This window comes from Nocardia transvalensis (genome assembly GCF_015477765.1).
In the GTDB taxonomy this organism is placed as follows: Bacteria; Actinomycetota; Actinomycetes; order Mycobacteriales; family Mycobacteriaceae; genus Nocardia; species Nocardia transvalensis_A.
Genome location: NZ_JADLQQ010000003.1, coordinates 573,507 through 591,576, shown reverse-complemented (window position 1 = coordinate 591,576; position 18,070 = coordinate 573,507). Strand labels below are relative to the sequence as shown.

Below are 18,070 nucleotides of genomic sequence, written 5' to 3'. Positions count from 1 at the left end.
GTTTCTCGCGACATGACAACGCGGCGGCGCGGGTACCGCCGTGGTGATCCTGCCGCATCGCACCGCGCGGGAACAGTCGTGGCTACAGATCCATCGCCGCGCGCAGTGCGGTATCGATGCGTTCGATGGTGTCGGTGTCGACGGCGTCGATGCGTTCGACCAGCCAGCCGCGATAGATGCGGCCCAGATTCCCGGCGTGCACCCAGCCGTGGCCCGGAATCGAGACGGCGAGGATGTCGTGCGGATCCTCGTCGAGGAGTTCGGCCGCGATCAGCCAGGGACGCGGTGACTCGTTGATGCCGTCACTCGAGATCAGGACGACGTTGCGACGCCGAGGCGAACCGTGCGGGTTGTAGATCCACAGGTCACCCTTGCGCACGCATCGCCTCCTCGGCGGCCCGCAGCTCCGCCTCGTCGGTGGTCGCGAGTTCGGCCGGATCGGGCACCGGACCACATCCGGTGCGCACCGCTTCGCGTCGCGCGGCACGGGATATCCAGGCGGACGGGGACATCCCCGCACGCGCCGCGGCCTGCTCGGCGTACGACCAGGCCGCCTCGTCCAGGGACAACGTCACCTTACGGGTAGCCATACCTTTTATCGTACCGTCGCCCTGGCCCCGGCGCTGGCGCGCCGGGACCAGGGATGTGAGGGGGCGGGCACGGCCCGGGAGATGAAGAGGGCGAGCCCGGCCAGGATGCGAAGAGTGTGGGCCCGGGCCCGCGGGATGTGAAGGGGGTGGGCCCGGATGCGAAGGGGGCGGCCCCGGGCCAGGGACGCGAAGAGGACGGCACCAGGCCAGGGACGCGAAGAGGACGGTCCGGGCCAGGATGCGAGGGGGGCGGGGCGCTCTGCTCGCTTGTTCCCGGCCTGCTGCAGGCCGGGTCTGCGCACTGTTGGCGGGGGGTCAATAGTTGTTAGGGTGGGCGCGGTTACGGATTGCGGCGGGAGTTGAGGGCATGGTGAACCACCATCGGGTCGGGCGCGGCGAACCCCTGGTTCTCGTGCACGGGGTCGGGAGTCGCTGGCAGGTGTGGGAGCCGGTCATTGCGACGCTGGCGCGGTCGTTCGAGGTGTTCGCCGTCGATCTGCCGGGCTTCGGTGAGTCCGCGCCGCTGGCGCACACCACCGTCGACACGCTCACCGATGCGCTGGCCGCCTTTCTCGACGAGCAGGGGCTCGACCGGCCGCATCTGGGTGGGAACTCCATGGGCGGGCTGATCTCGCTCGAGCTGGGTGCACGCGGCCTGGCCCGCTCGGTCACCGCGTTCTCGCCGATCGGGTTCTGGTCCACGGCGGGGCGGGTCTGGTGTCAGCAGTCGCTGGGCCGGTCCAAGGACCTCGGCCTGCGCCTGCGTCCCGCGCTGCCGGCGCTGCTGGGCAACCCCGCCGTGCGCACCGCGTTTCTGGGCCTGGTGTTCGGCAAACCGTGGGCCGTCAGCACTCGCATCGCCCTCGACACCGCCATCGGCGTCCTGGATGCACCCGGATTCGATTCGGCCCTGGCCTCTTTCGACCGCGCGCGCCTGCAGGACGGCGGCCGGCTGGCCCGCATTCCGGTCACCGTCGCCTGGGGGAACCGCGACGTCCTGCTCACCTACGCCACCCAGAGCCGCCGAGCCCGCGAACGGCTGCCCGGCGCTCGCCACCTCACCCTGCGCGGCAGCGGGCACACCCCGTTTTACGACGACCCCGCCGGATGCGCGAAAATTCTGATCGACCAGCTCGGCGCCGAATAAGGAAATCCGATGAGCAACGTATCCCTGACCGTCGACGGCGACCGCGCCTACGTCGCCCTGGACCGTCCCGACAAGCACAACGGCCTGACCATTCCCATGTTGCGCGAGTTGGCCCAGGTGGCGCGGAGCATCGGTAAACGCGACGACATTCGCGTGGTGATCCTGTCCGGCCACGGCCCCAGCTTCTCCAGCGGCCTGGATATCGCCTCGACCGCCGGTGATCCGCTGTCCATCGTGCGCAATTTCGTGCCGATCCCCTGGCGGGGCACCAACGCCTTCCAGGAGGCGTGCTGGGCCTGGCGGCGGTTGCCGCAGCCGGTGATCGCGGTCGTGCACGGGCACTGCTTCGGCGGCGGACTGCAGTTGGCGCTGGCCGCCGACTTCCGCTTCGCCTCGCCGGACGCGGATTTCTCCGTCATGGAGGTCAAGCACGGACTGATCCCGGATATGACCGGCGCGGCCACCCTGTCGCGGCTGATCGGAATCGATAAGGCCCTACTGCTCACCATGACCGCCGATCCGGTGGACGCCGCCTACGCCGAACGCATCGGCCTGGTCACCGAGGTCACCGCCGATCCGCGGGCGGCAGCGGAGAAGCTGGCCGACCGGATCACCGCTCGTTCTCCGCATGCGGTGGCCGCCGCCAAGCGGCTGTTCGACCGCACGTGGCAGGCCGGTCCGTGGCGCACCCTCGGCATCGAGCGCGCCACCCAACTGCCCTTGCTGGTCAGGCAGGCACTGGGTCGCCGCTGACAAAGTAGGGCGAAAAACTTTAGTAATTACCCCGAATTGCGGTGCGTGAAACGCATTTGCCCCCGGTTCGCTGTTAGCATTTTCACACTCTTGCCAGCCAGCCGATGATCGTGTGCGGTGTCACGGATCTGGGGTGGGCCGCCACGGCTCGGCGAGATCCGGAAGGCCCGCCGACCTTGACCAAGACCGCATCCATGCTGTTGTCTGCGATAGCTGGTGCCTCGGCCTTGCTCCTGACCGTGACCACGCCTGCCGTCGCGAACCCCAATATGATCAACCCCATTCCGGTGCTCAACGGCACCAGTGGCCTGCCCCAATTGGTGGGCCGTTCGCGGGCAGTTTTCCAGGTTACGGGTATGGCCAGCCCCAATCACACCGAGAACAACAACGTAATCGGCACCGACCTCGGCATCATGTGGGACAACGGCAACGGTGAAATGCTCACCGCCTTCGGTGACACCGCCGGTGTCGGATTCCCGAACCTGTTGGCCGGCAGCGTCTGGGCCTGGCGATCGAACGTCCTGCTGCGCAGCCACACCAAGGACCCGTCCAACGGCATCTATTTCGACAGCGCCGTGCGTGACGGCCTCGGCCAGGCCCGCGACCTGATACCCAGCCCGAAGATCCCGTTCATCGAGATCAGCCGCATCCCGACCGCGGGCATCTCGGTCGACGGTGTGCAGTACATGAGCCTGATGTCGGTGCGCAGCTGGGACGAGGTGGGCCAGTGGACCACCAACTTCTCCGGCCTGGCCGCCTCCGCCGACAACGGCGAGACATGGGCCGATCTGGCCTTCACCCGCCGACCCGCCGAGGGCGGCGACGCGAACTTCCAGATGAACGCCTTCCTCGCGCACGACGGCTGGGTGTACGAGTACGGCACCCCGTCGGGTCGCAACCATCTCGGCTATATCGCCCGAGTACGCGGGGGCGATATTCAGAATCTCGCCCAATACGAGTATTGGGACGGACAGCGCTGGCGTAAGGGTGATGTGAATGCGGCCGCCCCGATCGTCGGCGGTGTCGGTGAGTTGTCGGTGATGTGGAACGAGTACCTCGGGCAATTCATCATGCTCACCACCGATCCGTGGAATTCGGTCGTGATGCGCCGATCTCCCTCTCCCGAGGGTCCGTGGAGCCCGCCGGAGGTCTTGATCGACACCCGCGAACTCCCCACCGCCTACGCCCCGTCGATCTTCCCCTACCAAACCGGCCGCGATCTGTACTTCCTCACCACCGTGCACAGCCAGTACAACGTCTTGCTGATGCGAACGACGTTGTAGGGCAGGCGGTTACGCGCCGAGCTCGAGCAATCCCGCATCGGTGGGCCGGAATCCGCAGGCGTCGAAGTAGAACGCCCGCAGGTGCGGCTCGAAATCGACGTGCAGCCAATCGCATCCGGCTCGTGCGGCGGCCTCGGCCGAGCGCCGCACGAGCTCGGTGCCGATACCGCGGTGCCGATAGTCGGGATGCACCTTGGGGTCGAGCAGAAAGGCGTGATCGCTGCCGTCCCAGGCGACATTCGCGAAACCGATCAGCGTACGGTCCGCCGACCGGGCCGTCATCCAGCCGAGGCTGTGCGGGCGAACCCGATCCCACCAGCCGTGCTCCGCCTGCCCGTCGTGCGACCGCGTGAGGGCGAATATTTCGGCATCGGACAGTTCGGCGCGCCAGCGGTAGTCGATCTGCATCCCGTCATTGTGCGGCGACCGGCCGCGGTGTCGTCCAGCGGTTTTCCATGCGCCCATACACTCGGCTGCATGGATGCGGCGGACTGGGACGCGCGGTACGCGCAGAGCGAATTGGTGTGGGGCGCTCCGCCGAATGCGACCGTGGTGGAGCATGTGTACGGCCTGGAGCGGCGGGTGCCGCTGCAGCCGGACGCGCCGGGAGAAGAGCCTCCGGCGCTACCGCGGGCGCTGGATCTGGCGTGCGGGGAAGGGCGCAATGCGCTGTGGCTGGCCACGCACGGATGGCAGGTGCGGGCGGTGGATTTCTCCCAGGTCGGGATCGATAAGGGACGGACCGTCGCGTCGCGGCTGTCGCGGTCGGTGCGGGCCCGGATTGCCTGGCAGTGCGCCGATGTCACCGATCTGGACGCTGCCGAGATCACCGGCCCGTTCGAACTGATCCTCATGGCCTATCTGCATCTCCCGGCCGACCAGCGGCGTGCCGTGCTGTCGAAGGCCGCCCACATGCTCTCCCCCGGCGGCACCCTGCTGGTCCTGGGCCACGACACCACCAACATCACCGACGGCTACGGCGGCCCACAGGACCCTTCGATCCTGTTCACGCCCGACGACATCGTCCGCGACCTGGCTCCTGCCGACCACATCCGCGTCCACCTCGCCGACCGCGTCCTGCGCACCACCGAGGGCCGCGACGCCATCGACGCCCTGGTGATCGCCCACCGCACGGTTCCCGATCTGGACATTCCGGCCATGCCGGAATGAAGGGGGACGATGCGCCGTCGTCCCGGCATGCTTTCGGCCAGGACCTACTTCTCGCTCCAGCGGCGCAGCCAGGGAGTGACCGTCTCGGCGATCAGGTCGAAGCCGCCTCGGAAGGAGTGCGGCTGGCCGGGGATGATCCGCACCTCGGCGGCGTCGGCGGGGTCGGGAATGCCGAACGGGTCGCGTTCGCCGTTGACGACCACGACGTCGAGGTGTCGGGAGGCGGCGAGCAGTTCGTCGCGGCGGGTCTTCTCCGGCTTACCCGGCGGGTGCAGCGGAAACGACAGGGCGAGAACACCTTTCGCTCCCGCATCGAGGGCGGTTCGGCAGGCCACCCGGGCCCCGTTGGACCGCCCGCCCTGAACCAGCGGCACTCCGCGGACCTTCTTGCGCAGCGCCGTGACGATCTCGAGCCAGGCCGCATCCTGCACGGTTGCCGACCCGGGTGCCCGGCGACCGGCGACCCGATAGGGCTGGGTCACCCGCGCGACGGCCACCCCGGCATCCACGGCGCAATCCTTGACGACCAGTAGATCCTTGGCGTCCACGCCGCCCCCGGAGCCGTGCGTGAGCACCAGCAGCAAACGCGCCCCCTTGGGCCGGTCGAGTTCGATCTCCGCAGGTCCCGCACTCGTCTCGATGCGCATGAGGTCACCGTATCGACCCCTGCCCGGACTCCGTCCGGGCAGGGGAAGCGAGAGGGCCGCCCGCCGGGAGGGCGAGGGCTGCCCGGTGGGAGGGCAAGGGCTGCCCGGCGGCAAGCGAAAGACGGGCAGGGGAAGCGAGAGGGCGGGCATGCTGCGTGTTCTTGGTTTCGGTGGGGTTTTGGGCGCGGGCCACCGTGTTCGTCGCATCACATCCGTGGTCTAAGCCTTGGACTGCCCATTACCCGTCGGTAATATACGGTGTAAGTTACCCGCGAGTAGTAGGCGGTTTTCCGGCGACTACCCGGTGGCGACACATGGGCGGGAACGGGACAACACCGACCGCACCGACTCAACGGAGAGTGAGTAACAAAGATGGGTCACTACAAGAGCAACGTCCGCGACCTGGAGTTCAACCTCTTCGAGGTGCTCGGCCTGGGTCCGATCCTCGATTCCGGCGCCTTCGGCGACCTGGACACCGACACGGTCAAGGAGATGATCAACGAGGTTCGTCGCCTGGCCGAGGGTCCGCTCGGTGAGTCCTTCGCCGATGCCGATCGCAACCCGCCGGTCTTCGATCCCAACACCCACAGCGTCACGCTGCCCGAGTCCTTCAAGAAGAGCTACCGCGCTCTGCAGGAGGGCGGCTGGGACAAGCTGGGCATCGCCGAGGAGCTGGGCGGTCTGCCCTTCCCGCGTTCGGCCTACTGGGCCATCGCCGAGCTGATCCTCGGCGCGCAGCCGGCCGCGTTCATGTACGCCGCAGGCGCGGGCTTCGCGAACATCTTCTACAACAACGCCACCGAAGAGCAGAAGGGCTGGGCGAAGATCGCCGCCGAGCAGGGCTGGGGCGCCACCATGGTGCTGACCGAGCCCGATGCCGGTTCGGATGTCGGCGCGGGCCGCACCAAGGCGATCAAGCAGGAGGACGGCTCCTGGCACATCGAGGGCGTCAAGCGGTTCATCACCTCCGCCGACTCCGACGACCTGTTCCCGAACATCATGCACCTGGTGCTGGCCCGCCCCGAGGGCGCCGGCCCTGGCACCAAGGGCCTGTCGCTGTTCTTCGTGCCGAAGTTCCACTTCGACCACGAGACCGGTGAACTCGGTGAGCGCAACGGCGTGTTCGTCACCAACGTCGAGCACAAGATGGGCCTGAAGGTCTCGGCCACCTGCGAGCTGACCTTCGGCGGCCACGGCATCCCCGCCAAGGGCTGGCTGGTCGGCGAGGTGCACAACGGCATCGCGCAGATGTTCGAGGTCATCGAGCACGCCCGAATGATGGTGGGCACCAAGGCCATCTCGACGCTGTCGACCGGCTACCTGAACGCACTGGACTACGCCAAGCAGCGTGTGCAGGGCGCGGACCTGACCAGGGCCTCCGACAAGACCGCCCCGCGCGTCACCATCACCCACCACCCGGACGTGCGTCGCTCGCTGGCCATCCAGAAGGCCTACGCCGAGGGCCTGCGCGCGGTGTACCTGTACACCGCCGCCCACCAGGATCCGGTGGTGGCCGAGCAGGTTTCGGGCGCCGACGCCGATCTGGCCGCGCGGGTCAACGACCTGCTGCTGCCGATCGTCAAGGGTGTCGGCTCGGAGCGGGCCTACCAGTACCTGACCGAGTCGCTGCAGACCCTGGGCGGTTCGGGCTTCCTGCAGGACTACCCGATCGAGCAGTACATCCGCGATTCGAAGATCGACTCGCTGTACGAGGGCACCACCGCGATCCAGGCGCAGGACTTCTTCTTCCGCAAGATCGCCCGCGACCGCGGTGTGGCGCTGGGCCACGTGGCCGGCCAGATCCAGAAGTTCATCGACTCCGAGGCGGGCAACGGCCGCCTCAAGGGTGAGCGCAAGCTGCTGGCCACCGCGCTCGAGGATGTGCAGGCCATGGCCGCCACCCTGACCGGCCACCTGATGGGCGCCCAGCAGGACGCCAAGGAGCTGTACAAGGTCGGCCTGGGTTCGGTGCGCTTCCTGCTCGCCGTCGGTGACCTGCTGGTCGGCTGGCAGCTGCTGCGCCAGGCCGAGATCGCGCTGGCCGCGCTGGACAACGGTTCGACCGAGCCGTTCTACCAGGGCAAGGTGGCCACCGCGCAGTTCTTCGCCCGCAACGTGCTGCCGGAGCTGACCGCGGTCCGCACCGTGCTGTCGAACCTCGACAACGACATCATGGAGCTGGACGAAGCAGCGTTCTGATGTGATCGCCTACGAAGGCCCCGTTGCCTAGCGCGGCAGCGGGGCCTTCGTCGTCGGGTCGGGTACGGCGACCACAACGGTGTTGCCGCCCAGGCTTTTCGCTCGGTACATCGCCGAATCCGACCGGCAGAACAGGTCTTTGCGCGAGATCGCGGCCCGGGTCGGTTCACATACCGCGGCTCCGACGCTGGCGGTGATGGCGACCGGCAGGTCGGCCATGGCCTCGATCGCATGCCGCAGCCGCTCGGCCACGGCGTCGACGGTCTGTCCGCACAGGCGACCCACGACCGCGAACTCCTCGCCGCCTGTGCGCGCGACGACCGCCCCGGACGGAGACGCGGCGCGCAGGCAATCCGCCGTGCGGACCAGCACCTCGTCACCGGTGGAGTGCCCGAAGGTGTCGTTGACCGACTTGAACCGGTCCAGGTCGAGCGTCACCACGTAGACATCCCCGCGGCCGTCCGGCCCGAAGAAACGCTGTGCCTGCGAGTCCAGTCCGCGCCGATTCAGCAACCCGGTGAGCGGATCGGACAACGCGTCCAGCCACACCAGCCAGTTGAAGAACTGCACGACCGGTAGCACGACGATGAGCACCACGATATTGGCCAAGAAGGTCCCCACTCCCAGGGGGATGTCACCCGCCCCGTGCCCGTGGCCGAGCACCATCATGGCGGTCACCACCACGATCGACAGCAGCGACCAGACCAGGTGCAAGCCGAGCATCCGCGTGCCGTGGAAGATCGCGACATAGGCCCCGGTCGTCACCAGCAGAACGATCCCGAGCGCTCCCAGCAAACGATCGGAAACACTCATGTTGTTGGCGGTGATGAGGAGGTCGACGAGGGCCACCCACATCAGCGACTCCCCTTCGCGTGGCCACGGAAACAACCACCATCGCAGTGTCCACAGCCCGGCGAGCGTGGCCGCGACGGCGGCCTGCGTCAGGCCCACCGGCCCGGTCTGACCCGTCGGCGACGCCGCCGCCAGTACCGTGATCAGCAACATCACGATGCCGCCCGACCCGATCATGGTCTTCATCGGGGCGAGCGCCGCATGGGACTCTAGCGTCCGCACCATCGAGTCGTAGTCGACCCGGTCGCGTGCCCAGGCTCGAAAGATCGCGCTGCTGTCGGTCATCGGGCCACCGCCTCGTATCACCCGCAAGGGTCTGCGCATCCGGCTGTCCGCCGATTACCAGATATTAGCTGTAACTCGCGGTAGCGGCTAGATCGGGGAGCGGATCACCCTGCGACGTCACGCCGTCCCGGGTGCGCGCAGGCGCGCCGGGACCTCGTTCCGCTCCTCCGGATCGGCGATGACCACGGCGTTGCCACCCAGGCGTTTTGCCTGGTACATGGCGATGTCGGAGGCGCGAAACAACCGGCGCGCGAGCTGCTCTCGCTCGCTCTCGGTGTGTACCGCGGCATCGGCGACGGCCGCACCGACGCTGGCGGTGATCCGCACCGGCAGATCGTGCATCGTCTCGATGGCTCGCCGCAGCCGCTCGGCGATCTCGCGGATGCTCTCGTCCCGCAGGCAACCGATCACGACGAACTCCTCGCCGCCGTTGCGCGCGATGACGGCGTCGGATGCGGCGGCGCCCCGCAATCGCTCCGCGGTGCTCACCAGCACCTCGTCGCCGAAGGCATGCCCGAAGGTGTCGTTGACCGTCTTGAACCGATCCAGGTCCAGGGTGATCACGTACGCGTCGCGGTCCGCGGGGGAACCGGCTCGGATATAGCGCGACAGGTAGTAGTCGAGCCCGCGCCGATTCAGCAGCATCGTCAGCGGGTCGGACAGGGCGTCGCGGCGCAGCAGCCAATGACAGAAGTGCACCGGGGGCAGGACGACCACCGTGGCGGCGACCATGATCAGCACGACGGCGGCCGCCAGGGCGACGTCGCCTTTCACCAGTTCGCTCTCCGCGGGCCCGCCCATCAGCATCCGCACCGCCAGCACCATGATCACCAGCAGCGACCAGCCGACGTGCAGCGCGAGCATGCGCGGGCCGTGGAAGATCGTCACGTATCCGCCGATCACCACCAGCAGAATCGAACCCAGCGCCCCGTAGAGGCGGTTGTGTTCGGGCAGGCAGTTGGCGGGCGAGGCGATATCGGCCAGGGCCACCCAGATCAGCGATTCGGTTTGACTCGGCCACGGGAGAAACCACCAGCGCACCGCCCACGCCGCGGCCAGCAGCGAGACCAGCCCGCTCACGATCGCGCCCACCGGCCCGCTGGACCCCGAACGCGACAGCCAGCTCAGCACGGTGATCACGAGCAGCACCGCACCCCCTACACCGGTCATGAATTTCATCGGCGCGAGCGCGGAATGCGATTCGAAGGTGTCCAGCAGCCAGCGATAATCGACCCGGTCACGCCACCAGGCTCGAACGATCGAACGGCTGTTACTCATTTTCGGGTGGTACCGCCTTGCATCGACGACGAACAAGGGGGGGCTTACGGGCCTGTCGGGTACCGCACGGACAGGAGACTGCTTCGAAACGCGGATGAAGTTTAGCCTTCACCGGATCTCTCACATGGAAGCACACCGTCTCGATCGAGAACATGTGTCTGTGACCAACCTAGCGCTGAACGTGCGCCGCATCGATGGCCGAAAGCGGGCAGAATACGCCACATGAAACGATCGCTGTCCGCACTTGCCGGAGCCTGCGCGGCGGTCACCCTCGCGGCGGTCGCGGCATCACCCGCGGGAGCGGACCCCAACAACATCAATCCGATTCCGGTCCTCAACGGCACCACCGGCCTGCCGCATCTGCCCGGACCCACCCAGGCGGTGTTCCAGCTCACCGGCATGGCCAGCCCGAACCGCACCGAGAACAGCAATGTGCTCGGCACCGATCTGGGCATCATGTGGGACGACGGCCGCGGGCAGATGCTCACCGCCTTCGGCGACACCGCCGGACTGGGAATGCCGAATCTGCTGGCCGGCAGCATGTGGGCGTGGCGTTCCAATGTGCTGTTCCGCAGCCCGGCCGGCGCCGCTCCCACCGACGGCGTGCGCTACACCAGCTTCGTCGACAACCCGTTGCCCAGTCCGAAGATTCCGGGCGTCGAGATCAGTTTCATTCCGACCGCGGGCGTCTCCGTGGGCGGTGTGCAGTACATGAGCATGATGTCGGTGCGCGAATGGGGGACCGACGGCCACTGGGACACCAACTACTCCACCCTCGCCGTCTCCGGAGACGACGGACAGACCTGGGCCCAGCTGCCGACCACCCGCCGGGCGAACGAGCACGGCTTCCAGAACTTCCAGCAGGCGGCCTTCGTCAAGGCCGACGGCTACGTCTACAAGTTCGGCACCCCCTCGGGCCGCGACAATCCGGGCTTCGTCTCCCGCGTCAAGGAGGCCGATATCGCCAACCTCGACGCCTACGAGTACTGGGACGGCGGCGCGTGGAAACCGAAGGACGCCAACCTCGCCAAGCCGATCGTCGGCGGCGTGGGCGAGCTGTCGGTGATGTGGAATCAGCATCTGGGCCAGTACGTGATGCTCACCACCGATCCGTTCAACTCGGTGGTGCTGCGGACCGCGCCCGCCCCGGAGGGCCCGTGGAGCCAGCCGCGCGTCCTGATCGACGCCCGCGATCTGCCCACCGCCTACGCGCCGATGATCTACCCGTACCAGACCGGCAGCGACCTGTATTTCGCGCTGGGCATCCACAACCAGTACAACGTGGTACTGATGCGTACGCCGCTCTGAGGCACAGGAATCCGAGGCATCCGAGGCCTGCGAAAAAGGCCCCGCGCGGTTGCCGGGTCGGGGGTCTGGCAACTGCGCGGAGCCGATCTGATTATCGGCGGCCCGGCCGCAGCGTTACACCGCTTCGCGCGGAGACCGGAGAAATTCTGGGCATCCACGGGGGCGGGCCGGGTGTCCACGGGCCCGCGGCAGCTCGATTCGGCGGGCGAGGAGAATCGAGGCGAGAGCTCGGACCTGCCGGGGCTCGGACGACTCGAGGAGATGAGTATGCAGCTGGGAATGATCGGGCTCGGCCGGATGGGCGCCAACATCGTGCGGCGCATCGTCCGCGACGGGCACACCGCGGTCGGGTATTCCCGCCACGAGGAGCAGATCAAGGAGTTCACCGCCGAACTGGGTGACAACTTCCAGGGCGCCACCGACTACAAGACGTTCGTCGCCCTGCTGGAGAAGCCGCGCGTCGTGTGGGTGATGATTCCGGCCGGTGCCACCGGCGCCGTCATCGATCAGGTGGCCGAACTGCTCGAGCCCGGCGACATCATCATCGACGGCGGCAACAGCCGCTACCACGAGGACATCAAGCGGGCGAAGGAACTGGCGCCCAAGGGCATTCACTACCTCGACATCGGCACCTCGGGCGGCGTGTGGGGCCTCGAGCGCGGCTACTGCCTGATGATCGGCGGCGAGGCCGAGCAGGTGCAGCATCTCGAGCCGCTGCTGAAGTCGATCGCGCCCGGCGTGGACGCCGCGCCGCGCACGCCCGGCCGCACCGGCGAGCCGTCCCCGGCCGAGCAGGGCTACCTGCACTGCGGCCCGGCGGGTGCGGGTCACTTCGTGAAGATGGTGCACAACGGCATCGAGTACGGCGCCATGGCCGCCTATGCCGAGGGCATGAACATTCTGCACAAGGCCAATATCGGCAAGGTGCTCATCGAGGAGCACTCCGCCGAGGAGACTCCGATGGAGAATCCGGAGTACTACCAGTACGACATCAATGTGCCGGAGGTGACCGAGGTCTGGCGGCGCGGCTCGGTGGTCGCATCCTGGCTGCTGGACCTGACCGCGCAGGCGCTGCACAACGATCCGGAGCTGAGCACGTTCGGCGGCCGGGTGTCGGACTCCGGCGAGGGCCGCTGGACCATTCACGCCGCCATCGACGAGGGTGTGCCCGCGCCGGTGCTGTCGGCGGCGCTGTATCAGCGGTTCTCCTCGCGCGGCGAGGCCGTCTACGCCGACAAGGTCCTCTCCGCCATGCGCAAGGCCTTCGGCGGCCACAACGAGCTGCCGGGCAAGTAAGGGGAAGAAGTGAGCGAAGGGCGGTGGGTTGTCCCACCGCCCTTCGTCTTTCGTCATTCCGGCGCGCTTTACCTCTTCGTGTTCCCCGGCGTGCTTTACCTTTTCGTGTTCCCCGGCGTGCTTTTGGCCGGGGACTACGCCAGGTGCAGCGCCTGCAAACCCAGTTTCAATACCGCGAGCGGGCCGAAGAAGAACAGGTATGCCGCGCCTGTCAGAAATGCCATGGAACTACTACTCCCTCAGTCGAACTTGCTGTCCAGCCAGTCGATCGTCTGCATGCCGAACAGGTCGGTGCCCCAGCCGTACAGATCGGTCAGCATGCGCACCATGCTGCAGTTGGTCGGCTGGTAGCTGACATCCGCACCCTGCGCACGGTACTTGTCGGCCAGCTCGCGCGAATCCCGGGCGGGCACCAGCGACATGAACGAATCGTCGGCGGCGCAGGAGGCGATGAGCACCTTCGCCTTCGGCGTCCCGGACTTGCCGAGTTCGTTGTCGTCGAAGACCGCCTGGAAGTCCGGTTCGTCGGCGGGATTGCGGCCCGTGTTGAACAGCCCGGCCAACGGCACGAACGGCATGCCGAAGTAGGCGGGCGTCTGGCATTGCGTCCGGAACAGATTCGCGATACCCAGTCCGGCCGGGTTCAGCTTCTCGTCCAGCTTCATCTCCGGATACCACGGTTCGAGCCCGAGCAGCGTCGCGAAGGCGAAACCGGAGCCGACCGAGCCGTTGGCCACCCGCATGAAGTTGCGCTGGTTGACCACCATGCCCTCCAGCACGGCCGATTTCACGTTCAGCTCGGGCGCGTACTCCGGCTGCATCTCGGCGGAGAATCCCGCGCCCACGCCCCCGCCTGCGATACCGAACAGCGCCACCTGCGCATTCGGATCGAGCCCGGCCTCACGATGATTCAGCGCCGCCCGTACCCCGTCGAGCTGGGCGTGCGCGGCGAATTTACCCGCGAACACACCGTGTGGGCGGCGGTCACCGTCGTTGCCGACGTCGGAGATCATCACCGCATAGCCCTTGCCGAACATCAGCGCGAGCGGGCCCAGCGCCGACCAGGACGAGCCGTCGAGCGGATCACCGCCGGTCCACTGGGTGCTGGGGTGGCACGACCAGCCGACGCTGTCGTTGGCCTCCTGATAGGAGATCAGCTTGCGTTCGGAATTCGGCTTGCCGTCGCGCGGGATCATCAGAATGCCGGTGCTGATGACGGGCGTGACGCCGTCGACACCGGTGGTGACGTACATGAGCTTGTACGCCTCCACGGTGCCGGGCTTGTTCCCGAGGAACATGACGTCCACCGGCTTGGCCTTCAGCACCGTGCCCGGCTTCTCGTCACCGCGCAGCGGCGGCTCCTGATAGAACGGATCGTCGAACATCAACGCCTGGAACGATTCCTGCGGTGACGCGGGCGTCGCGTTCTGGATCGATCCGACGACGAAACCGTTGAACACCCGGTCCAGGCCCGGCGTGCTGGTCTGCACGTCGCCCGGGGGCTGCGGGGCATCCGGTTCGGCCACGGCCGTTCCCGTGACACCCAGCGAGATCGCCAGGGCAGAGATCACCGTGGCGAGAGTACGTCGACGCAATTCAGACTCCCTGATCGGCAGGTTCCACGCGCAGCTCGTTCGCCGCGGACAGCAGCAGCTGCGGGATGTTCAACAGTGGGCGGTGCGATTCCAGCTGGACCTCGTAGGGCGTGCGCATGGTGGCTTCCAGTGCGGGCCAATTGTGCTCGACCTGGAAGTGGTACTTCGGCAGCAACTCGGAGGTGATGTAGGCCCAGCGCGGTTCGAATTCCGACCAATTCCAGCTCGGCAGCGGCAGCACCAGTTGCATGGGGCGGCCGTCGGAGCCGGTGAACGGGATGCGCACGGGCCGGAATTCGCGCGGCGGCACCACCCCGGCCACCGACGGCGAACCGGCCGCACCGCTGAGGTAGGTGATGGCCTCGCCGACACTGCCCTTGTATGCGCGGGTTTCATCCCACTGCGCGCCGACCGCCCACTGCTGTTCGCGGCGCAGCAGGGCGGCATTGCCCGCGGAGATCCGATCGTGGTCGCCGGAGGCGACATCGCGCCAGGCGCCCATGATGTCGTCACCGAACAGTCCCGCCGCCTCGAATTCCTCCAGCGCCGGCAGCCCGCCGGTGACGTAGGCGTCGTGCATGGGCATGAGATCGCTGAAGATGTTCTTCTGCATCACCAGGATCATGCCCAGAATCCAGTGCAGATCCTCGGGCAGGATCTGCGTCCCGGCCTCGGCGAGCGCGCGCAATCCCTCCGGCAGCATCGCCACCGCCTGCGGACCGGCGGCCTGCTCGACCGCGCTGATGACGGTGCGGGAGGCATTGGCGATACCGGGCAGGTCGTAGATGTTGCTCATCAACTCGAAGTCGATCATCCCGCCGCCGAAGTCGGCGCCGACCTGACCGCCCATACCCGCCCACTGCAGTTCGCGGTGGTCCAGCTGCAGATTCTCGTAGTAGCGGTAGGACTTGATGAGGTTGTCCCGGTTGGCCTGCACCCCGTTTCGCGGATTCCAGGAGGCGAGGTCGATGCCCGCCTTGTTCGTCACATCGACGAGCCAATACTGGTACAGCAGCGCCGAATAGCGCGTGGGCGCGACCCCTTCCGCGCGCGCCCGGTCCAGCAGGCGGCCGAGTTCGGCCTCGTCATACGGCAATTCGGGGTTGACCCCGCCGGGCATCTGGGCCGCGTTGCGATTGACCAGCGGCAGGTCCAGATATCGATCGAGTTCATCCGCCGCCACCGCCGTTCCCGCGGTGCCGAAACCGAGCGTGATCGCGGTCGCGAGAGCCAATCCCGCGCCCCGCACAAGCGCTCCGATGCGCATGGTCATCCAGCCTTCCGCTATGCGATTCCTGATCGAACGAGCAAGGCCGAGCTAATTAGCTATCGAATAGCCTTTCGCAGCATAGGTGATCGCCGACGATCCCTTACGCAGGCCCGTCACAGGAACATCCGGCGCTATCCATCCGACCTATCGGTTACCGGCACGTTACCAACGACTGTTACCTGCAGTTCAAATCAGTCATGGGATGACTTTGCACATCGGGCGAATCGTATTTATCGCCCAAATTGCCTGGTGGTAGCGGTATTTGCGGATTCGGCTAACTCGAACACCGGGCACCAGCCAGGTAATTGACATGACAGATATCACAAAACGGTAACGAGAAATAGCGCGCGGCCGATGTGCTGCCGACACCGTGCGGAGCAGGGCCTACCGATCGCCTACAAGGGGGAAACGGCCGGGGCCACACGCTGTACGGTCGATTGCCATGCGCATCGTTCCGGGGATTCTGCTCGCCATGACCGCGGTCGTGCTGTCCGGCTGTTCGGGCGGCACCACGCCGTCGCCCTCGACCACCAGCACACCGGGGGCGGCCTCGCACACGAGTCCGGCTCCCACGACCGGCGCGGCCGCCGCCACGGGCCGACCCGACTGCGCCGCAGGCTATCTCGCCCAGTTCACCACCCGCCAGAAGCTGGCTCAGCTGCTGACGGTGGGCGTCACCGGCGCGGCCGACGCCGAGAACGTGGTGCGCACCGAACAGGTCGGCGGCATCTTCGTGGGCAGCTGGACCGATCAGACGCTGCTGGCGGACAAGCAGATCGACCGGGTCAAGGCGGCCACCCGGACCCCGCTGCTGGTGAGCATCGACGAGGAGGGCGGCCGGGTCTCGCGGCTGCGCAATCTGATCGGGGATGCGCCCTCGGCCCGGGTGACCGCGCAGACGATGTCCGACGACGAGTTCTACAGGCAGAGCGTGGCCCGGGCGCGGGCGATGAAGGACCTCGGCATCACCGTGGACTTCGCCCCCGACGTCGACGTCAGCAGCCAGCCCGACGACAGCGTCATCGGCGACCGCTCGTTCTCCGACGATCCCGAGGTGGTGACACGTTACGCGGGCGCCTACATCCGTGCGATGCACGACGGGGGACTCGGCGCAGTGATCAAACACTTCCCCGGCCACGGCTCCGGCTCGGGCGATTCACACACCGGAGAGGTCCGCACCCCGCCGCTGGATCGGCTGCAGGCGGTGGACCTGGTGCCATTCCGGAATCTGGTCGGCTCGGGGGCCGGGGTGATGGTCGGCCATCTCGACGTGCCCGGCCTGACCACCCCGAACACCCCGGCGAGCATCAGCCCGCAGGCCATGGCACTACTGCGGCAAGGCGGGGGATATGGGGCGGCACCGTTCGACGGGCCGATTTTCACCGACGATCTCAGCGGTATGGCCGCCATCACCGACCGGATGGGGATCGCGGATGCGGTGGCCGCGGCGCTCGAGGCCGGGGCCGACAACGCGCTGTGGATCAGCACCGATGAAGTCTCGCAGGTACTGAACCGGCTGGAGCAGGAGGTTCGTGATGGGCGGCTGACGATGAAGCAGGTCGACGACTCGGTGCTGCGAATGGCCCGGTTCAAGGGAGTTATGCTGCCCTGCTGATCGCGGGCGAATCGCGGGCAATGACACACCACAGAACTTACCTTGGAGTAAGATAGGGATTTCGACGTGGTCTAGGAGAGTAGATGGCAGGCGGAACGAAGCGGCTTCCCCGGGCGGTTCGTGAGCAGCAGATGCTGGACGCCGCCGTCGAGGTGTTCTCGCGCAAGGGCTATCACGACACCTCGATGGATGCCATCGCCGCCGAGGCCAAGATCTCCAAGCCGATGCTCTACCTGTACTACGGGTCCAAGGACGAGCTGTTCCGGGCCTGTATCGCCCGCGAGAGCCTGCGCTTCATCGAAGCGGTCGCGGTGGCGGGCAACCCCAAGCTGACCCCGCACGAGCAGCTGCGCGCCGGCCTCGAGGCATTCCTGTCCTACGTCGACAACAACCGGCTGTCCTGGCAGGTCCTCTACCGGCAGGCGCTGGGCCAGCAGCCGTTCGCCTCCGAGATCGCCAACAGCCGCGAGCGGGTGATCGAGCTGACCGCGAAACTGCTCGAATCCAGCGCCAAATATGCCGAGCCCGGAACGAATTTCGACATCGTGGCGGTCGCGGTGATCGGCGCCGGTGAGGCCATCGCCGACCGCATCGCCAGCGGCGAGGTGGATGTGGCCGAGGCGGTGGACCTGCTGGACAATTTGGCCTGGCGCGGTCTGGCGGGCAAGAAGAAGGCCGAGTAAACAGAACAGCCGCACATCTTTTCGCGGATCGGATCCCCCATGCGATCCGATCCGCACGAAAAGACGTGCGGCTGTGCCCGTTTCGGCCGGTGGCCGAAG

Annotated in this window: 17 protein-coding genes; 9 read left to right on the top strand and 8 right to left on the bottom strand. The window is 67.2% G+C overall.

Translation table 11 applies throughout. The annotated features are described in order from the left end of the window. Positions 1 to 82: 82 nt before the first annotated feature. Positions 83 to 379, bottom strand: a complete 297-nt coding sequence (locus IU452_RS10795; RefSeq protein ID WP_195108796.1) for a hypothetical protein — start codon at positions 377 to 379, stop codon at positions 83 to 85. Further along, the gene (locus IU452_RS10790) at positions 366 to 590 is read right to left on the bottom strand and encodes a hypothetical protein (protein WP_195108795.1); all 225 of its coding nucleotides are present in this window, start codon (positions 588 to 590) and stop codon (positions 366 to 368) included. Before IU452_RS10790 ends, IU452_RS10795 begins: the two co-directional genes overlap by 14 nt. Before the next feature lie 367 nt (positions 591 to 957). On the opposite strand from IU452_RS10790, the gene IU452_RS10785 reads away from it, so the two are divergent. The 3 genes from IU452_RS10785 to IU452_RS10775 all read left to right on the top strand — a co-directional run bounded on the left by IU452_RS10785 (position 958) and on the right by IU452_RS10775 (position 3,773). Next, on the top strand, positions 958 to 1,737 hold the full coding sequence (locus IU452_RS10785; protein WP_195108794.1) for an alpha/beta fold hydrolase: 780 nt from the start codon (positions 958 to 960) through the stop codon (positions 1,735 to 1,737). A gap of 9 nt (positions 1,738 to 1,746) precedes the next feature. Next, a complete protein-coding gene (locus IU452_RS10780) occupies positions 1,747 to 2,490 on the top strand; it encodes a crotonase/enoyl-CoA hydratase family protein (RefSeq protein WP_195108793.1) in 744 nt (247 codons plus the stop codon). Positions 2,491 to 2,666: 176 nt separating this feature from the next. Then, positions 2,667 to 3,773 carry a DUF4185 domain-containing protein gene (locus tag IU452_RS10775; protein ID WP_195108792.1) on the top strand — a complete coding sequence of 369 codons (1,107 nt, stop codon included), beginning with the start codon at positions 2,667 to 2,669 and terminating at the stop codon, positions 3,771 to 3,773. Positions 3,774 to 3,782: 9 nt separating this feature from the next. Here the strand turns inward: IU452_RS10775 and IU452_RS10770 are convergent, their stop codons facing one another. Then, positions 3,783 to 4,181 carry a GNAT family N-acetyltransferase gene (locus IU452_RS10770; RefSeq protein WP_195108791.1) on the bottom strand — a complete coding sequence of 133 codons (399 nt, stop codon included), beginning with the start codon at positions 4,179 to 4,181 and terminating at the stop codon, positions 3,783 to 3,785. Between the two features lie 69 nt (positions 4,182 to 4,250). Here IU452_RS10770 and IU452_RS10765 point away from each other — a divergent pair, with 69 nt between their 5' ends. Next, entirely contained in the window at positions 4,251 to 4,943 is a 693-nt protein-coding gene (locus tag IU452_RS10765; RefSeq protein ID WP_195108790.1) for a class I SAM-dependent methyltransferase, read from the top strand. A 44-nt stretch (positions 4,944 to 4,987) separates the two neighbouring features. On the opposite strand, the gene IU452_RS10760 is transcribed toward IU452_RS10765, so the two are convergent. After that, complete coding sequence (locus IU452_RS10760; RefSeq protein WP_195108789.1) at positions 4,988 to 5,590, bottom strand: alpha/beta family hydrolase; 603 nt, start codon at positions 5,588 to 5,590, stop codon at positions 4,988 to 4,990. 372 nt (positions 5,591 to 5,962) lie between these two features. Between IU452_RS10760 and IU452_RS10755 the strand changes: the two genes are divergently transcribed. Next, complete coding sequence (locus IU452_RS10755) at positions 5,963 to 7,789, top strand: acyl-CoA dehydrogenase (protein WP_195108788.1); 1,827 nt, start codon at positions 5,963 to 5,965, stop codon at positions 7,787 to 7,789. A 27-nt stretch (positions 7,790 to 7,816) separates the two neighbouring features. Here the strand turns inward: IU452_RS10755 and IU452_RS10750 are convergent, their stop codons facing one another. After that, positions 7,817 to 8,926 carry a sensor domain-containing diguanylate cyclase gene (locus IU452_RS10750; protein ID WP_195108787.1) on the bottom strand — a complete coding sequence of 370 codons (1,110 nt, stop codon included), beginning with the start codon at positions 8,924 to 8,926 and terminating at the stop codon, positions 7,817 to 7,819. 117 nt (positions 8,927 to 9,043) lie between these two features. Continuing rightward, positions 9,044 to 10,204 (bottom strand): sensor domain-containing diguanylate cyclase, encoded by a 1,161-nt coding sequence (locus IU452_RS10745; protein WP_195108786.1) that lies wholly within the window; start codon positions 10,202 to 10,204, stop codon positions 9,044 to 9,046. A 222-nt stretch (positions 10,205 to 10,426) separates the two neighbouring features. Between IU452_RS10745 and IU452_RS10740 the strand changes: the two genes are divergently transcribed. Together IU452_RS10740 and gnd are read left to right on the top strand one after the other, a co-directional pair. Continuing rightward, positions 10,427 to 11,512, top strand: coding sequence for a DUF4185 domain-containing protein (locus tag IU452_RS10740; RefSeq protein WP_195108785.1), 1,086 nt, complete (start codon positions 10,427 to 10,429; stop codon positions 11,510 to 11,512). A 267-nt stretch (positions 11,513 to 11,779) separates the two neighbouring features. Next, the gene (gene gnd / locus IU452_RS10735; RefSeq protein ID WP_195109018.1) at positions 11,780 to 12,808 is read left to right on the top strand and encodes a phosphogluconate dehydrogenase (NAD(+)-dependent, decarboxylating); all 1,029 of its coding nucleotides are present in this window, start codon (positions 11,780 to 11,782) and stop codon (positions 12,806 to 12,808) included. Positions 12,809 to 13,047: 239 nt separating this feature from the next. Here the strand turns inward: gnd and IU452_RS10730 are convergent, their stop codons facing one another. After that, positions 13,048 to 14,379 (bottom strand): lipase family protein, encoded by a 1,332-nt coding sequence (locus tag IU452_RS10730; protein WP_416382299.1) that lies wholly within the window; start codon positions 14,377 to 14,379, stop codon positions 13,048 to 13,050. 25 nt (positions 14,380 to 14,404) lie between these two features. After that, complete coding sequence (locus IU452_RS10725) at positions 14,405 to 15,670, bottom strand: hypothetical protein (protein ID WP_195109017.1); 1,266 nt, start codon at positions 15,668 to 15,670, stop codon at positions 14,405 to 14,407. Positions 15,671 to 16,115: 445 nt separating this feature from the next. On the opposite strand from IU452_RS10725, the gene IU452_RS10720 reads away from it, so the two are divergent. Together IU452_RS10720 and IU452_RS10715 are read left to right on the top strand one after the other, a co-directional pair. After that, complete coding sequence (locus tag IU452_RS10720; protein WP_195108783.1) at positions 16,116 to 17,288, top strand: glycoside hydrolase family 3 N-terminal domain-containing protein; 1,173 nt, start codon at positions 16,116 to 16,118, stop codon at positions 17,286 to 17,288. A gap of 83 nt (positions 17,289 to 17,371) precedes the next feature. Then, positions 17,372 to 17,971: a TetR/AcrR family transcriptional regulator gene (locus tag IU452_RS10715; RefSeq protein WP_195108782.1), complete on the top strand. Its 600-nt coding sequence runs from the start codon at positions 17,372 to 17,374 to the stop codon at positions 17,969 to 17,971. Positions 17,972 to 18,070 lie beyond the last annotated feature (99 nt).

Bases quoted from the DNA above. Each gene is read 5' to 3' on its own strand.
- IU452_RS10725 (WP_195109017.1), bottom strand. From the start codon at position 15,670: ATGCGCATCGGAGCGCTTGTGCGGGGCGCGGGATTGGCTCTCGCGACC.
- IU452_RS10760 (WP_195108789.1), bottom strand. From the start codon at position 5,590: ATGCGCATCGAGACGAGTGCGGGACCTGCGGAGATCGAACTCGACCGG.
- gnd (WP_195109018.1), top strand. From the start codon at position 11,780: ATGCAGCTGGGAATGATCGGGCTCGGCCGGATGGGCGCCAACATCGTG.
- IU452_RS10740 (WP_195108785.1), top strand. From the start codon at position 10,427: ATGAAACGATCGCTGTCCGCACTTGCCGGAGCCTGCGCGGCGGTCACC.
- IU452_RS10770 (WP_195108791.1), bottom strand. From the start codon at position 4,181: ATGCAGATCGACTACCGCTGGCGCGCCGAACTGTCCGATGCCGAAATA.
- IU452_RS10715 (WP_195108782.1), top strand. From the start codon at position 17,372: ATGGCAGGCGGAACGAAGCGGCTTCCCCGGGCGGTTCGTGAGCAGCAG.
- IU452_RS10780 (WP_195108793.1), top strand. From the start codon at position 1,747: ATGAGCAACGTATCCCTGACCGTCGACGGCGACCGCGCCTACGTCGCC.
- IU452_RS10745 (WP_195108786.1), bottom strand. From the start codon at position 10,204: ATGAGTAACAGCCGTTCGATCGTTCGAGCCTGGTGGCGTGACCGGGTC.
- IU452_RS10750 (WP_195108787.1), bottom strand. From the start codon at position 8,926: ATGACCGACAGCAGCGCGATCTTTCGAGCCTGGGCACGCGACCGGGTC.
- IU452_RS10785 (WP_195108794.1), top strand. From the start codon at position 958: ATGGTGAACCACCATCGGGTCGGGCGCGGCGAACCCCTGGTTCTCGTG.
- IU452_RS10720 (WP_195108783.1), top strand. From the start codon at position 16,116: ATGCGCATCGTTCCGGGGATTCTGCTCGCCATGACCGCGGTCGTGCTG.
- IU452_RS10765 (WP_195108790.1), top strand. From the start codon at position 4,251: ATGGATGCGGCGGACTGGGACGCGCGGTACGCGCAGAGCGAATTGGTG.
- IU452_RS10790 (WP_195108795.1), bottom strand. From the start codon at position 590: ATGGCTACCCGTAAGGTGACGTTGTCCCTGGACGAGGCGGCCTGGTCG.
- IU452_RS10755 (WP_195108788.1), top strand. From the start codon at position 5,963: ATGGGTCACTACAAGAGCAACGTCCGCGACCTGGAGTTCAACCTCTTC.